Source organism: Tolypothrix tenuis PCC 7101, assembly GCF_963874875.1.
Classification (GTDB): Bacteria; Cyanobacteriota; Cyanobacteriia; order Cyanobacteriales; family Nostocaceae; genus Aulosira; species Aulosira tenue.
Genome location: NZ_CAWNJS010000001.1, coordinates 4,209,388 through 4,225,353 on the forward strand (window position 1 = coordinate 4,209,388; position 15,966 = coordinate 4,225,353).

Here is a 15,966-nt window from a genome sequence, read left to right on the forward strand (position 1 = left end):
CTAAAGGATGAAATTATCTCATAAGTCAGATTTCATCCTTATACCTAACATTTTCTAATTCATATTTCATAGTTCATCTTTCACAGAAATATGCCTGTGCAAAAATCTGATTACGAAGCTAGCTTGGCGGAGTATAGTAATCATCTGACTGCGATCGCTTTATTAAAACAGCATCGACCTTACTTAGAGATGGTTCCTAGCCTGCGCCGTCCAGATGAAAGTGTGATCGCCATTCCTTTGCCTATTGTGCGTTTGCGGCAAATTGAAACAACAGCCACCCACACAACTTGCTTACCCTGCGATGTAGCAATTCTGATGTGCGATCCTGAGTGGAAAGTGAAAACGGGAGCCGAGATTGTAATTTTTATTCATCGTCCCCATGAAGACTTTTCGGAATTATTGGGACGTTGGCGACAAACTCAAGTTCTCTTAGACACAGATTATGAGTGGCTGATGCCTGAACGCCACAGTCATATTTTGAGTGAAGGAGCTAATACTGTATATCCTTTATTTTTACTTTTTAGTGAGACTTCAGAACGCATTCAGCGAGGTCTTTTAGGAGCAGAACTGCCATTTATTATCCAAAAACCCCAACCCATTTTTGAAGAGGAAAGCAGGAATGAAGAGGGTTTAGAGATTATGGATTAGGAACTAGAGTGATGTGAAAATTAATTCTGCTTTGCATGAAATCTTTGCTAGGGGCGAACAGCTGTTCGCCCCTAGATTATTTCTAGAGATGTTTAGGAGTGATTAGATTCAGACAGTGAAATCACAGACAAATTCCATTACTTCACAAATTGAGGCATAATTTCTGCGGCGGTAAAGATGCCATAGATGCCACGTTGATGCAATTGTTTACCTGCTTTGAGATAGCCAAAAGCTGGGCCGCAGACGTTGGCTGCCATGCTGGTTTCATCCCCTAGGGTAAAGGTATGGGTAGAAATTTTACCTTCAAAAGTACGCCCTGTGACTTTAACGTTTGTACTGAGGGGCTTTTTGGGATTACGTGTATCGACTACACCCCCAACAGTAACGCGATCGCGCCCTACTATGCCGGCAAACTCTAACATTACATCATCGGCGTGTTCCATATTCTCTAAGGTAAGCACGCCATTGGTTTTATCTAGTAAGGCTTCTACTTCTGCGTCGGTCATCATTCTGGCTGCTTCTACTGTATAACCAGGCATATGACCAATATCTTCGCGAACGGTGGCGCGATAAGCTTCCCAATTGGCAATTCCCACACCAAAAGTAATTTCCACTTTGTGAATTTCGGCGTAGCTTTGGGCGGCTAAGGCGGCAGCGGCTGTTAATAGTCCTGGTGTTGCACCACACCCTGTCATGTAAGTAATTCCCGCAGCTTCTAGTTCTGCTTTCATAGATAGCAGTTGTTCTACGGCAGTGGTACGCTTAATTGCATCCACCAATACACCCCGCCAGCCAGATTTAATAAATTCTTTGGCTACTGAGGGAATAAAATCATTAGGCAGGTTGGGTAAAGCTAGAAAATAACCATCTACAGGTTGAGCGCTGGCGATTAAATCTTGAATACTATTGTTTGTTAAAGTGCCTACAGGCTCTAAATAACCTAAAGAACCCTGAGCTTGGTAGGTTTGAATGCAAGCATCTGTTTTTAAACCCTCAGCAGCATAGGCGTAACCCTTTTGATCTGCTGCTGCGACTAAAATCATTTCCCGTTTACCAGCCAGTACCTTGGCGGCTGCTTGTCCGAGTCCACCGAAACCCAGTACTCCTACGCGTATCGCTGGTGAAATATTTAGAGAACTTTTGACTTGTTCTGGATTCATAGTCAATTTGTAGAGTTGAATCGACAGCCTTTATCCTTCAGCATTTCAGCTTGTGGCCTGTGGCTGATGGCTTTTAGCTATAGAGGTTAATTATCATTCATTATCCGGGGTTCTACCATTCCTAAAATTGTTTTTTACTAAAATTTCTTGGTAAGTACTTTTTGGTTAAGGGGAAAAAGGGGAATGGGAAAAGGGAAAGGAAAAACCTTTAACCTTTCCCCTGAATTAGTTGATGTCAGTATTTCTGAAAAATTAGGTAGCTGGATAGCCAGCAGCAGCTAATGCTTCTTTAACTACTGTTTCTGAAGCTTGAGTATCTATAGTGACAAGCTTAGTTTGAGGATCTGCTTGAATATTTGCATTGGCATCGACTACTTTAAGTGCATTGGTAATGTTATTTGCACAAGCCGAACAAGCCATATTGGGAACTGTGAGTTGAAGTGTCATAAGTTTCAAATGTTGAAGAAATAATTAATCAAGACCAGGCTTGATACCATTGCTGCATCTGTTGAATTTCAGCAGTTTGCGATTAGATGATAGCTTGAGCGAGGTCAAGAATTTGTGTATGGTTAGCGCGATCGCCAACCATCTGTGCCATCATTACAGATGATTCATGGTGAGGAATCATTTGCCGGATCAATTCCATACTTATCCTAAACTCTCTAGTCAGGTGGAGAGTCTAGCTAGATTACAAGCATTTTTGGAAAAGTTAATATTTATTGGAAGTCGGCGGGAAACTCCATCCCCTTGTGGGTGTAGAGGGATAGCCGCCCGCCGACTTGGGGCATTGGGCATTGGGCATTGGGAACTCTTCCCCATTCCCCATTCCCCATTCCCCATTCCCCATGCCCTAAAACTCCATCCCCTTGTGGGTGGAGTTTTTCATTTACGCAAGCTCAATCGCTGCTGTTACCAAATTGGCTAATTTTTGCGCTGCGCCTGCTTCACCCCGGACATTGCGTAGCTTGAGTTGCATTTCCTGTAATTTTTCGGGACGAGTCAATAAATCTAAGACCATTTCTCCAATTTCCGGCGCTTGGAGATGTCCCACAAGTTCAGGTACTATCTCTGACTGTGCCCAAATATTCGGCCAGGCTAACAAACCTTTGCGTCTCAGAAATAGCCAGTTGATGACCTTGGCAAAGGTCGAACCCAATCCTGGTAAATTAGCTAGCAAACCTGGTAAACCATCCCAAGAACGCATAGCATCAAGCTGTTGGGTGGGGAGTAAAACAATCATTGGCACAGCTAAAGCACCGAGTTCGGCTGTATTTGCGCCTACAGTAGTTAAACAAATACGACATTGAGATAGTAATTTATAGGCTGGCGTTGCTTGTGAAAGTTCTATATTTAAGCCGTTAGCGGTTTTGAGTAGAGGATGATGTTGGCTATCTTCTGAGACGATTAAGGAAGCACCAGAGCAGCCAAAAGTTTTTATAAAAGGATTTTTTTGAGCATCAGCAAAGCTAGCTAAAGTTTGTAAATCTAAAGTGGGTGCTACGGGAATGACAAACTTAGTTTGAGGCCTTTTTGCGTGGATGTATTCTGCGATCGCTAATGTTAATGGTACTCCTTGCGCTAACTTTGCAGCTTTTGACCCCGGTAATAAACCAATGATTTCTGTGCTGACTCCTGAATTTTGAGTATGAAGTGAACTCTGCGCTTCTAACATCAAATCACCCACAACAGTAAATTTGTGAGCATATTTCTGAGGAATACGTTCAGCAACTTTCGGTGTCATCACACCAAAGCTATCAATAAAGCTGTACCAACGAGCATCCCATTCGGCGTAAATTACTGTTTTGTAACCAAGTTTTTTACCGATGACAACAGGAAAAAATTGATCGCCACCGAGAAAAACTACGACTCCGAGACTTCTCCAATCCCAATTATCAACAGTTTTTCCCCAGAGTAAAAATTGCCAAAAATGCTCTGCTCCCTGAACTCTATCAACTTCTGGGTAAGAAAGAGCGATCGCAGCTTCTTTGCCACTAGCATGAGGACAGGGGGATAAAATTACAGAAATCCTCACAGTAGAGCGATCGTTACCCAGTTGTTCCCGCAATGCTTTCACTACTGGACGTACCCAAGTTGTTACTTCCCCTGGGCCATTGGAGAGAATCAGAATATCTACTGGAGTCATGAGTTAATTTTGAACAGTTGAAAGCTATTAGTTAAGAGCAAAAAATTAAGTAATTCGTTCCTAAGTTATGAAGGCACGATACTATTGATATAATTGCAGACTATGTTTGATAATGTCTGCAAATTTCTAGCCGAATCATTTTCTAGTGATTTTGCAACTTGGCTACTCAATGAACCAGTTACACTCACCAAACTTAGTCCATCAGAATTATCCCTCGAACCTATCCGTGCGGATGCACTAATTTTGTTGCAGTCAGAGGAAATTGTCCTCCATATCGAATTCCAAACTAAACCTAAAGCCGATATTCCCTTTCGGATGTGTGATTATCGCTTACGGGTGTATCGCAGATTTCCTCATAAGCAAATGCGTCAGGTTGTCATTTATTTACAACCTAACGATTCTGAGCTAGTTTATCAAACGGAATTTGCCTTAGAAAACACTTTTCATCGATTTGAAGTTATTCGACTTTGGCAACAGCCAACAGAACTATTTTTGAGTTCTCCAGGTTTGTTACCTTTTGCAACTTTAAGTCAAACTAACAATCAAACACGAACCTTAGAACAAGTTGCTGAAGCTATTAAAGCAATCAATGATACCCGAATCCGAAGCAATGTTGCTGCGTCAACAGCGGTGTTAGCTGGGCTAGCATTAAATAAAGACGTGATTAATAGAATTTTGCGGAGTGATATTATGCGCGAATCTGTAATCTATCAAGATATTTTACAAGAAGGGCTTAAAGAAGGAATAGAGCAAGGTATAGTACAGGGTATTGAGCAAAAAGCGCAAGAGGTTGCTAAAAATATGCTCAATGAGGGAATGGCGATCGCATTAATTGCTCGCGTTACTGGTTTAACGGTTGAGCAAGTTGAACAATTACAAGCTCAAACTGATGATAATCAACCTGCATGATATTGTGCGATCGCTAATTTTAACCCTACCCCTTGTGTTTAGTTGCTAGCAAATCAGTCAATGCTTCCACCAAAGTTTGATTTTGTTCATCCGTACCAATGGTGATGCGTAATTTATCATCTAATCTTGGTTGTTTGAAGTAGCGAATTAATATTTTCTGTTCCTTGAGTTTTTGATAGAGGTATTCTGCATTTCCTTGGTGAGGCTGGACTAGTAAAAAATTTGTTTGGGAATCCCAAACGAGAAAACCTAATTTTTTCAAGTCTGATGCTAGCTGATTTCGTGATGCTTTAATTTTGGCGACACAAGAATTTTTATAGGCTTGATCAGTGATAGCGGCTGTCGCCACAGCACAGGCGATCGCATCAATGTTATAACTATCTTTAACTTTAAATAATCCATCTAATAACTTAGGATTTGCTATGCCAAAACCTAAACGCAATCCTGCTAAAGAATACCCTTTAGAAAGTGTGCGGATAATTATGACATTTTCGTATTCATGGACTAAATCTAAAGCACTTGATTCTGTAAAATCTACATAAGCTTCATCAATTACTAAAATCCCCGATAATTGACTGGCTAATTTTCGCAGATCTTCATTTGGAACTACATGACCTGATGGACTATTAGGAGATGCAATAAATGTGACTGAACCATCAGCAGCAATTAATTCTTTTAAAGGCAAACTATAATCTTCTGGATAAGAAATCTCTAAAATATCTGCTGCTTGCATCTCAACTAATGTGCGATATAACACATAAGTTGGCATCGGATAAACTACCTTACGTCCTGGTTCAGTACAAGCACGAATAATGATGCTTAAAATTTCGTCACTACCATTACCAACGATAATCCAATCGCTAGGAACGCCTAAAACTTTACTAGCAGCTTGGCGAAACTCTCCCCCAAATGGTTCAGGATATCGCCGCAACCATTCACCATCAATATTCCGCAGTACTTCTAATGCTGCGGGTGAGGGTGGATAAGGGTTTTCGTTGCTATTGAGTTTAATAATTTTTGTCCCTCTTGGTGGCTGTTCGCCAGGGACATAGCTAGCCATTGCATCTACATTGGAACGGAAATATTTCGTCATAACCTATGTATCTTAGAAAAACAGGTTGTCAAGGAATTTTGGATTTTGGATTGTCTAAATCTCGCATCCGAATTTATCATCTAAAAATTCCAAGATTAATTCCCACCTACAATTCCTAAAGATATCGTTTTTTGGTGAACAAGAGCTAGACAATAAAATGATGAATGTGATGCATTATTTCCATTGTAGATTTTACTATACATAAATTCTGCATTTCGCAAAGTTTATGCATAGTTTGTCTTAATTCTTTCTTGGGGAATCACGATCGCAAATTCTGTATAGCCTGGAGTAGAATGACATTCTAGTTGTCCTTGATGCTTTTCAACGACAATTTGATAACTAATAGATAAGCCTAATCCTGTACCTTTACCAATACCTTTGGTGGTAAAGAAGGGGTCAAACAAACGTTGGCGAACAGCTTCGCTAATACCGGGGCCATTATCTATAATCCGAATTACAACTGCTGGTGCAGACTGCATATTGTAGGGTTTATGATAAAATTCCTCTCTACCTTCAATAGTAGGGTCACCTTTGTTTAATTCTGTGCAAATTTTGATTTGGCTGGGATTTTCTAATATTTCTTGAGGCGATCGCTGGCGATCGTACTCTTCTAAAGAGTCTATAGCATTAGCAATAATGTTCATAAATACTTGGTTTAGTTGTCCTGCATAGCACTCTAATAGCGGTAATTCGCCATATTCTTTGATAACTTGAATTTGGGGACAACCATTTTTAGCTTTAAGGCGGTTTTGCAAAATCATTAAAGTACTATCCAACCCATCATGAATATTTACGTGCTTAATTTCCGCTTCATCAAGGCGAGAAAAATTCCGCAGAGAGAGTACTATTTCCCGAATGCGGTTAGCACCCAGTTTCATAGAATTTAATAGGTTGGGTAAATCTTCTATAATGAAATCGATATCAGCTTCTTCTATTGCTGCTTGTAATGTCGTCTCAAGTTGAGGATATTGTTGTTGATATAATTGCAATATATATAGTATATCTTCAACATATTTGGTAGCTGGATTTAGGTTCCCATAGATGAAATTAATGGGATTATTTATTTCATGAGCAATCCCGGCTACCAGTTGACCCAAACTAGACATCTTTTCTCGGTGAATGAGTTGCGCTTGAGCTTGCTGTAATTGCTGTAGGGTTTGTTGAAGTTTTTCTTTTTCTTGAATTAAATCAGTTGTACGTCGCTGTACACGATTTTCTAATTCTTGATTTACTTGTTCTAATTTGCTTAAGGCTTCTTGTAATGATATTTCTGTATTTTTAGGTTGATTAATATCTATAATAAAACCTAGTAATTGTGTCACTTCTCCTTGAGAACGCACAATATTGACAATATTCTTTACCCAAATCCAGTTACCATCAGCAGCTAAAAACCGATACTCAACTATGTAATTATCTTGTTGGAGTGCAGCAACTTGCTGATGTTCTAACACATGGGGTAAATCTTCAGGATGAATGTGCGATCGCCAGAATTGCGGTTGATACCATTGTGCCAATTCATAACCAAATAAATCAATTGCTTGTGGCCCTACATAAGTAAACTTATGAGTGCTAGCCTCTGCTTCCCAAGGGACTAATTTGACATTTTCTACTAGTCGCTTGAGACGTTGGCGAGTTTGCTCTAAGTCTTTTTCTGTCAGCTTACGTAGTGTAATATCATTGGCGATAACAGCATAGTTAGTAGTGATACCTTCGGCATTAGAGATAGCTTGACCATCTACAAATAGCCAATGTTCTTGCTGATTATTTGATATATAAGAAAACTCAAATTTAAAGCTTTCGCCTTTTAGCAATTGTTCGCGGATATAAGCTTGTTGAATATTAGTTTTTTCATGAGATGCCAGTACAGAAAAAAACTTTTTTCCTATTAAGATTTCTGCTGGGATTTCTGCAAGTAGCACTAATGCTTCATTGACCCACTCTATACGTCCAGATCTATCTGTTAATGCCATAAATAAATCGTTGCGATTAGCTAAGGCATTAAACATAGTTAAGGGTAAATTTTGTGAATCAACTAACATTCCCATAACTCCTGTAACTATGCTGAAACAGCATCACGTCTCCCTGCTACGTATGCCAAAAGCAGCTTACTAATATCGTCACGCACCTGACGAAATATTTGCAGTTTTTCTATTTCTGTACCTGTGGCTTCAGCTGGATCAGGAAAGCTAAAGTGATGACGTTTAATAGATGATAGTAAAGTAGGACAACTTTGGTCTGCATGATCGCAAACTGTAATTACAGTATCAATTTTTTGGTCAAGAAAAAGATTGATATGTTTACAATAATTTTGAGAAATATCTATCCCTATCTCTTGCATCACTTTTACAGCCAAAGGATGTACTTCTTTAGCTGGGTTCATTCCTGCACTTTGAGTTGTGAATAAATCATCAGCTAACTCTTTCAATAACCCTTCAGCTATTTGGCTACGACAAGAATTACCAGTACAAAGAATTAAGAGAAGTGGTAGATCCATCTTCTATATTCAGCAATAAATATTACTCTGAATCTTAACTTTACATACTTGATTTTGCCGTCAGGGAAAATACACAAACCGATAAATAGTAAGAAAAAGGGAGGTTTTTAGCCTCCCTGGTTGTAATTTTTGAAATACTACATGAACAATTTTTAGAAGCGATCGCGGTGTCGGCGTTGTTCTTCAAAGCGACGTTGACGTTCGCGTTCAATTTCTAGCCTGCGTTGACGTTCGCGTTCAATTTCTAGTTTGCGTTGGCGATCGCGTTCGAGTTCTAGCCTATGCTGGCGATCGCGTTCTAATTGCTGTTCCCGCCAGTCATGTCGTTCATTACCTCCAAGAATTACTTGAATTTGAGCCGAAGCTGGTTTTGCTAACACACTTGAAGCTAGCACAACACCTAATACACCGGATGCAAGAATCCTTTTCATAAAGAAAATCCTTGAATGAAATGTAAAGTTAATGGAAGAAAAAGAAGCCACTAACGAGTAGCTTCTAAGAAAATAAGGAACATGAACACTAATTGCTATTGACTTATCTTTTGCCTTGAGTTGAGCTATGGTTGCGAATAGAATCGAGTAGAGTACACCTTAACTTTTCAGAGGCAAATTGATAGTTCCATCTCAAGTGGTAGATTCAAGTTATTATTAAAGCTGGTTTTTCTCAAAAATGATTCAGACTAAAGTCACGAATCTAGCCATGACTAAAGTCATATAAAAATTTATTTTTATTAAAAGCTTGGGGGATGCGTTAATAACGCATTCTACTATATCAATATGAAAGACAAAATTAGTCACAAATCATCTTTATCCAAAATTTTAATCATAGCTTTGACTCTGAGTACTACTCTTAGCAGTTGTACACCAGAAAAAAGAACTATGTTGCGATTAACCGCAGAGACTTTTCGTAATCAGGCGGTTGATGCGATCGCATCTGTAAAAAAAGTCTACCAACTGAACGAATTACCTTTAGATGCTGAGATTTCTCGTGATTTTGTAGTTGAGCAATTACTTAGCGATCGCAGAATTAATTTTGGCGATCCGAGGGAAGTAGATAAAATTATTATGGGAGAAAATCAATCAAATAATCAGCCGTCAGATTTAGAGCGAGAACTTGATGCTTTGCAATCAGAATATGACACAGCTATAGAGATTTTTAACAATTTAGAAACAATCGACTATGGTAGTGCAAAAATAGTATCTCAAACTGCCCAACCAGCGCGATGTTTAACAGTCAAAATGCTGCTTTTGGCTAAACAAATTCAGCAAAAGCCACCAAAACCAAACAATCCGCAACGGGTGCTAATTGGTTTGAAACTACAACAGTTACAAAGAAAGTATAATAATCCTAATACATATTCCCAAATCGGCCCAGAAGAAATTAAGCGTCAAGTTGCTGAACAAATAGATGCATGGTTAAAAGTAAATGCTAGCGAACAGCAAATACTAAATGAATCCATATCTAGGCTGTTAATAGCAGCTGATACAGGTAGAAAACTCTCAAAACTTATTGATGAATACCCTTCTTTGAGTTTTGAAGCGATCGCAACTCGAATTACTAAAATTGTTGGAGTAGCTAACACCATTACTGGTAGAGACTACAGTTCAGTTCTATCGAGAATTAATAGTATTGAACAATCGATAAATGAAGATAAGACTTTGCAATATTTTCTCCAAGAAGTATCTCAAAAGAATTTACGTTCGCAACCTTTAAAAACTCAATTATGTCAAAACTAATAAAAATTTATCAGATATGAAAAATTTAGACAATTTTGATGATTCTGTAATTACAGAAAGTAAGGATATTTTAGAACAATTGCGAGATATAGTTTTGCAATTAAAAGCAGTTCCCAACAATCATATAGATGTGTCAAATCTAGACAACATAGAGCAAGATTTACAAAATATTCTGCCGCAGCTTCAGTTTGCACTGCTCAATGCTCAAGAAGAAAAGAATTGGCAACAAGTCAATAAGCTAAGGGAAGCGGTGCGCGAATGTAAAGATACACTTAATAGTGTTAGAGCAGCAATTATTAGAGCCACAATTATCGGGATTAATCCTAGTAATATAGCTGAAATGCAAAAAATATTGCAGGAAATCAAGTCAAATTCTCAAACTCAATCGCAGGTAGAATATATTGTTTATGTACTTCGCTTTATGCGAAAACTGTTTATGTAGTGAAAATAAAATATTATGCTTCGTTAAATTATGCATCTCAATTCTTGCAATGCATATTTCAATATGCAAAAATAAAAATCATATTGAACTCATAATCAAGATAAACTTTGCGCCCTGAGCATTTTATCGCAAGTGAAATTACTAAACAGAAAATGGCGTAAACTAATTTTGGGCTTAAGTTGCCTGTTACTCATTATTGCTTGTAATGGATTGCAACCTACAAGCACCACAAGCCCGAAGTTAGAATTAAAAACTCTGAAAGTGGCTACAGACCCTACATTTGTACCATTTGAGATGAAAAATGCCAATGGAGATTTAGAAGGGTTTGACATTGATTTGATGAATGCGATCGCACAGGTAGTCGGTTTACAAGTTCAATGGGAAAGCCTACCTTTTGACGGTATGATTTCTACTTTGCAAGCCAAGAGAGTAGATGCAGCTATTAACGGAATTACAATTACTGCAGAACGCCTGAAAACCATTGACTTTTCCCGACCTTATTTTAAAGCAGGACTTGCGATCGCAGTTAGAGAAAACAACCAAAATATCAAAGATTTAAATAGCCTTAAAGGTAAAAAGATTGGCGTACAAATTGGCTCAACGGGTGCAGATTTTGCTAAAACAATCCCTAATGCCAAAATTAGTACATATAACTCCGGCCCTGATTTCTTTCAAGATTTACTTAATGGTAATGTTGATGCGGTAGTCGGCGATGCCTTTGCTACTTTATATGCAATTAAAAACGGTAATCTCAAAGGTATTAAAGTAGTTACCAATTTACTTACAGAGGAATACTACGGGATTGCTACACCTAAAGATTCTCCTTATTTAGCAACTATTAATCAAGGTATAGGTATTTTGCTATCTAATGGCACTTATCAACAAATTTATCAAAAATGGTTTAATATCAAACCGCCGCAATTACCAGAAAAAGTATAGTAATTAGATTTAAATTTAAAAAAATATACATATTAAGTAGGATGTGTTAGGCGTAAGCCCTAACACATCAAAACTGTATAATTGTAGTTATATAGCAATCCAATTTCATTTCTGCAAAAATCTCAGCTTTGGTATTGATGCGTTACGCTATCGCTAACGCATCCTACATGAACTTTAAACATCAAATATGAGATGGGTAGGTAATACCAATTTGAAAAAAGAATGCGACACATCAATATATTCTAGAGGGCACGACATCCACAATCTTGTAGCATATCAAATTATCTTAATGGTGCCGTGCCCCTACACAGAATTTATTCGTCTACTCTTTAGTAAATCCAATCATTTCATCAGTTGGTTCATCCAGCATTTCTGGTACTAAAGCAGGGTTAGATCTACGTTCTTCTGCTGATTGTTCTCGAATTACATCATCCATTTTTGCTGGATGCTTAATTTTATCCAATACCTCTGGACTTAATTCTGATGCATCAGCCTCCGGATTCATCTTTTCGGCTTGGCTAGGAACAGTTTCTTTATTCATGAATATTTCCCCAAATTTATACGCCAAGCTTAGATTTTCTAGTTACTAAGCACACACTATCTGGAGGCTTAAATTATTATTAGCTTAAAAATGGGCATGGGGCATAGGGCATGGGGCATGGGAAAGAAAGATTTTCACGCAATGCTTGGAAGTAGAACAGAGTTTCATTAATCAAAACCTGACGATAACTTGTGCTTAGTCTACAGTTTAGGATTAGCAATGATTGGGCGCAGCCAATAACCTTTACTATAGAAGACGTAAAGGTTCTGTATATTTCGTTTCAAAACAGGAAATTCAGCAGTGCTACCAAATAAGCCCCCAGCGGGGAATCAAACTCAACGTTGGACATTGTCTCAACTTTTTGGCTTGGCGAGGCGCAATCCGCTAATGATTTCTAGGTGGGTTCTATGTTGGGCTGCTGTGGGGACTGCGAGTGGTATATTTGCTGGTGTGTATTGGAATGTTTTAGAACTAATTATTCACAAACTCCAACGCTTTGAGGGTTTGAGTCTGCTGTTAGTAATGCCACTATGTGGTTTATTAGTCGGCTTGGTGATTCATTTTCTGGGAAATCCCGGCGAAATCGCGGTGATTGTCGATAATATCCACTTTCGCGGCGGAAGGCTGGATAGTCGAAAAAATCCCTCCATGATTCTCGCTTCTCTAGTTAGTATCTCAGCTGGTGGGAGTGCTGGGCCAGAAGCGCCTCTAGTGCAAGTAACTGGTTCTTTTGGTACGTGGGTAGCCGATCGCTTTAAACTTCAAGGAGAAGATTTGAGATCTATGAGTTTAGCAGCAATGGCAGCTGGCTTTACTGCTTTGTTTGGTTCTCCTTTGGGCGGTGCAATGTTCGCTTTAGAGATTTTGCACCATCAGCATATTGTGGAATATTACGAAGCTTTGATGCCAGCGATTGTTGCGAGTTGCGCTAGCTACTTGGTATTTGCAGCAATTACACATTTAGGAATTGCACCTACCTGGAATTTCCCTCAATACAACTTAGCCAACATAGATGATTTTGCTTTAGCGATCGCCTTTGGTATTCTAGGTGCAGTTGCGGGATGGATTTTTATGGCGATTTTTCGTTTTTGCGATCGCGCTTTTTCCCGTATTCCTGGCCCTATCTATTTACGTACCACATTAGCAGGTTTAGGATTAGGCGCTTTAGCCGTTGTTTTACCGCTTACTCGGTATTTTGGCCATGAAGAATTAGAATCTGTCGTTAATACTAATATTCCGGCGATGTTTTTGTTGATATTAGCCTTGGGTAAAATGGCTGCTATCAGCATGACTGTTACAGGTGGTTGGCGGGGTGGATTTATTATCCCCTTATTTTTTACTGGCGCTTGTATAGGTAAAGCCGTAGCACTCTTAATCCCCGGAGTTCATCCAGCTTTAGCAATGATTTGCACAATGGCGGCGATTAATGCAGCTGTGACACGCACACCCATTAGCACAACTTTGTTGCTATCAAAACTCACTAACTTTAGTCCCTTCACACCAATACTCTTTGCCAGTTTAATGGGATTTTTCCTCGCTCCAAAAGTTCCCTTGATTGCATCTCAATTGAAGCATCAAACAGAGGTAGCTAATTAATTTTGGCATGGGAGTGGAGGGCAGGGGGCAGGGGGCAGGGGGCAGGGAGCGAGTAAATATTAATTGATTTGGATTACTTCTTCCCAAAACAGTTGAGCTAAATTACAATCTCCATCAGCATAATCTCGTATTTCTTGCGGAAAATATGGAGCCTGTGACACTCACTGCTGCGGGAATCGCCACCCTAGTGTTTACCAAAGCTTTTGAAACCACTATAGAGAAAGCAACAGAAAGTGTTCTGAAAAAATTGGAACAGCTTCGCCAGAAGATTTTGCAGAAATTCAAGGGTACGCCCAGAGTAGAAGCAGCTTTGGTAAAAGTGCAGCAAGGCTCTAAGGAAGATTTAAATGTGGTGGCTGCTTATTTGCAAGAGGCGATGGACAAAGACCCCAAATTTGCGGAAGAAGTGAAAACCCTGGCCACAGAAATTCACCAAGAAATTAATATTGGTAAGGTGGAAGGCAAGAATGTGCAGAATGTTTACGGTGGCGAGGCTTTTCAGTCTAATGATGCTAAGGCTCCCACGATTCAAGGGGGTAGTAATCACACTATTAATATTACCTATAATAATTCCCCCAATTGACTAAAGTCGCCTGAACGGGAACAGGTAAAGCCTCATCCCCAGAGTGAAATACCGCAAAATTTCCCCCTGAGTGGGGTAGTGGAATTTGTTGGGCGTGGGGAAGAATTGCAAACACTCCAGCAAATGTTGCAGCAAAATCAACAAGTAGCGATTGCGGCTATTGCGGGGATGGGTGGAGTTGGGAAAACAGAACTGGCGTTGCAATATGCCATTGAGTACCGCGACAATTATCAAGGTGGAATTTGCTGGTTGTTGCCCAAATCTGGGGATATTGGGGTGCAAATTGTCCAGTTTGCGAGGACGCAGCTAGATTTAAACCCGCCAATAGATGTAGATTTACCCGCGCAAGTGCAATTTTGCTGGCGGCGTTGGCGTGAGGGTGATGTGCTGCTGGTGTTGGATGATGTTGCTGATTATCAGGAAGTTAAACCTTACTTTGTGTCGCTATCTTCTCGGTTCAAAATCCTGATTACTACTCGCCAGCATTGGGGACGAATAGCAGAATTACCCTTAGATGTGCTGCAACCAGAGGCGGCGCTGGAATTATTAAAGTCAATTATTGGGGTAGAAAGGTTTGAGCGGGAAAATCAACGCCACCCCCAAGTAGCATTACAGTTATGTGAGTGGCTGGGATATTTGCCCTTGGGTTTAGAGTTGGTGGGGCGGTATCTGGCGCAGAAACCAGATTTATCATTTGCAGAAATGCAGCGACGGTTGGAGAAAAAGCGACTAGAACAACCTGCGCTTAATAAACCAGAAGCCGACATGACAGCAAAACGGGGTGTGTTAGCAGCCTTTGAGTTGAGTTGGCAGGAATTAGAAGAAAATGATCAACAACTGGGCTGCTTATTGAGTTTATTTGCAGCCGCACCAATACCTTGGGTGTTGGTGGAATATTGTTTACTAGAGGAAGACGAGGAAGATTTAGAAGAAATTAGAGATGATAAGTTGTTGAATTTGCATTTACTCCAGCGCAAAGGTGAGGGAATCTATCAACTACACCCACTATTGCGGGAGTTTTTTCAATATAAGCTGACAGGTTTAGATAAAGCAGAGGAATTTAAGCATTCTGTTTGCGGGGTAATGGTAGCAGTTGCTGAAAATCTTCCTCAAACCCCTACCCTTGAGCAAATTAATGATTTCACCCCCGCTATACCTCATATAGCTGAAGTCGCAAACAATCTCATTCAATATGTCAGTGATGATGATTTAATTTCGCCTTTCTTCGGTAATGCTAAATTTTACAGTGGTCAGGGATTGTATAACCAGGCTGTAACTTGGTGTGAGCAGTGTCTAGAAGTTACCAAAAACCTCCTAGGGGAATCACATCCAGATATTGCTACTAGCCTCAACAATCTGGCGGAACTCTATCGTTCCCAAGGTAGATACAGCGAAGCCGAACCTTTGTATGTGAAAGCTTTAGAACTAACGCAACGAAGCTTGGGGGAATTACATCCATCTTTTGCTACTAGCCTCAACAATCTGGCGCTACTCTATCTTTCCCAAGGCAGATACAGCGAAGCCGAACCTTTGTATGTGCAAGCTTTAGAACTAATGCGACGCAGCTTAGGGGAATCACATCCATTTGTTGCTACTAGCCTCAACAATCTGGCGGAACTCTATCGTTTCCAAGGTAGATACAGCGAAGCCGAACCTTTGTACGTGCAAGCTTTAGAACTAAT

At 39.7% G+C, this 15,966-nt stretch carries 17 protein-coding genes; 8 read left to right on the forward strand and 9 right to left on the reverse strand.

What is annotated here, in order from left to right; translation table 11 throughout:
- The first annotated feature begins 90 nt into the window (after positions 1-90).
- Positions 91-648, forward strand: a complete 558-nt coding sequence (locus AACU25_RS17125) for a hypothetical protein (RefSeq protein ID WP_096577586.1) — start codon at positions 91-93, stop codon at positions 646-648.
- Between the two features lie 137 nt (positions 649-785).
- Here the strand turns inward: AACU25_RS17125 and bioU are convergent, their stop codons facing one another.
- The 4 genes from bioU to AACU25_RS17145 all read right to left on the reverse strand — a co-directional run bounded on the left by bioU (position 786) and on the right by AACU25_RS17145 (position 3,951).
- Positions 786-1,808, reverse strand: coding sequence for a (S)-8-amino-7-oxononanoate synthase BioU (bioU, locus tag AACU25_RS17130; RefSeq protein WP_096577588.1), 1,023 nt, complete (start codon positions 1,806-1,808; stop codon positions 786-788).
- Positions 1,809-2,060: 252 nt separating this feature from the next.
- Positions 2,061-2,255: a heavy-metal-associated domain-containing protein gene (locus AACU25_RS17135; protein WP_096577590.1), complete on the reverse strand. Its 195-nt coding sequence runs from the start codon at positions 2,253-2,255 to the stop codon at positions 2,061-2,063.
- 82 nt (positions 2,256-2,337) lie between these two features.
- Complete coding sequence (locus AACU25_RS17140; protein ID WP_096577592.1) at positions 2,338-2,454, reverse strand: DUF305 domain-containing protein; 117 nt, start codon at positions 2,452-2,454, stop codon at positions 2,338-2,340.
- Positions 2,455-2,694: 240 nt separating this feature from the next.
- The gene (locus AACU25_RS17145; RefSeq protein ID WP_096577594.1) at positions 2,695-3,951 is read right to left on the reverse strand and encodes a glycosyltransferase family protein; all 1,257 of its coding nucleotides are present in this window, start codon (positions 3,949-3,951) and stop codon (positions 2,695-2,697) included.
- Between the two features lie 102 nt (positions 3,952-4,053).
- On the opposite strand from AACU25_RS17145, the gene AACU25_RS17150 reads away from it, so the two are divergent.
- Entirely contained in the window at positions 4,054-4,860 is an 807-nt protein-coding gene (locus AACU25_RS17150; RefSeq protein ID WP_096577596.1) for an Rpn family recombination-promoting nuclease/putative transposase, read from the forward strand.
- 25 nt (positions 4,861-4,885) lie between these two features.
- Here the strand turns inward: AACU25_RS17150 and hisC are convergent, their stop codons facing one another.
- The 4 genes from hisC to AACU25_RS17170 all read right to left on the reverse strand — a co-directional run bounded on the left by hisC (position 4,886) and on the right by AACU25_RS17170 (position 8,878).
- A complete protein-coding gene (gene hisC, locus AACU25_RS17155) occupies positions 4,886-5,953 on the reverse strand; it encodes a histidinol-phosphate transaminase (RefSeq protein WP_096577598.1) in 1,068 nt (355 codons plus the stop codon).
- A 224-nt stretch (positions 5,954-6,177) separates the two neighbouring features.
- Positions 6,178-7,992, reverse strand: a complete 1,815-nt coding sequence (locus tag AACU25_RS17160; RefSeq protein ID WP_096577600.1) for a PAS domain-containing sensor histidine kinase — start codon at positions 7,990-7,992, stop codon at positions 6,178-6,180.
- A gap of 17 nt (positions 7,993-8,009) precedes the next feature.
- Entirely contained in the window at positions 8,010-8,447 is a 438-nt protein-coding gene (locus AACU25_RS17165) for an arsenate reductase ArsC (protein WP_096577602.1), read from the reverse strand.
- A 152-nt stretch (positions 8,448-8,599) separates the two neighbouring features.
- Positions 8,600-8,878 (reverse strand): hypothetical protein, encoded by a 279-nt coding sequence (locus AACU25_RS17170; RefSeq protein ID WP_096577604.1) that lies wholly within the window; start codon positions 8,876-8,878, stop codon positions 8,600-8,602.
- 447 nt (positions 8,879-9,325) lie between these two features.
- Here AACU25_RS17170 and AACU25_RS17175 point away from each other — a divergent pair, with 447 nt between their 5' ends.
- From AACU25_RS17175 to AACU25_RS17185, 3 genes are all read left to right on the forward strand, one after another.
- The gene (locus AACU25_RS17175) at positions 9,326-10,183 is read left to right on the forward strand and encodes a hypothetical protein (protein WP_190445790.1); all 858 of its coding nucleotides are present in this window, start codon (positions 9,326-9,328) and stop codon (positions 10,181-10,183) included.
- Between the two features lie 16 nt (positions 10,184-10,199).
- The gene (locus AACU25_RS17180; protein WP_096577608.1) at positions 10,200-10,625 is read left to right on the forward strand and encodes a hypothetical protein; all 426 of its coding nucleotides are present in this window, start codon (positions 10,200-10,202) and stop codon (positions 10,623-10,625) included.
- A gap of 132 nt (positions 10,626-10,757) precedes the next feature.
- Positions 10,758-11,564, forward strand: coding sequence for a basic amino acid ABC transporter substrate-binding protein (locus AACU25_RS17185; RefSeq protein ID WP_096577610.1), 807 nt, complete (start codon positions 10,758-10,760; stop codon positions 11,562-11,564).
- Positions 11,565-11,886: 322 nt separating this feature from the next.
- On the opposite strand, the gene AACU25_RS17190 is transcribed toward AACU25_RS17185, so the two are convergent.
- Positions 11,887-12,105 (reverse strand): hypothetical protein, encoded by a 219-nt coding sequence (locus AACU25_RS17190; protein ID WP_045874080.1) that lies wholly within the window; start codon positions 12,103-12,105, stop codon positions 11,887-11,889.
- Between the two features lie 300 nt (positions 12,106-12,405).
- Here AACU25_RS17190 and AACU25_RS17195 point away from each other — a divergent pair, with 300 nt between their 5' ends.
- The 3 genes from AACU25_RS17195 to AACU25_RS17205 form a co-directional block, all read left to right on the forward strand.
- Positions 12,406-13,701: a chloride channel protein gene (locus tag AACU25_RS17195; RefSeq protein ID WP_190445789.1), complete on the forward strand. Its 1,296-nt coding sequence runs from the start codon at positions 12,406-12,408 to the stop codon at positions 13,699-13,701.
- Between the two features lie 145 nt (positions 13,702-13,846).
- Positions 13,847-14,284 (forward strand): hypothetical protein, encoded by a 438-nt coding sequence (locus AACU25_RS17200; protein WP_096577612.1) that lies wholly within the window; start codon positions 13,847-13,849, stop codon positions 14,282-14,284.
- A 78-nt stretch (positions 14,285-14,362) separates the two neighbouring features.
- Positions 14,363-15,966 (forward strand): tetratricopeptide repeat protein (locus tag AACU25_RS17205; RefSeq protein ID WP_422641108.1); only part of this gene is annotated, 1,604 nt, incomplete at its 3' end.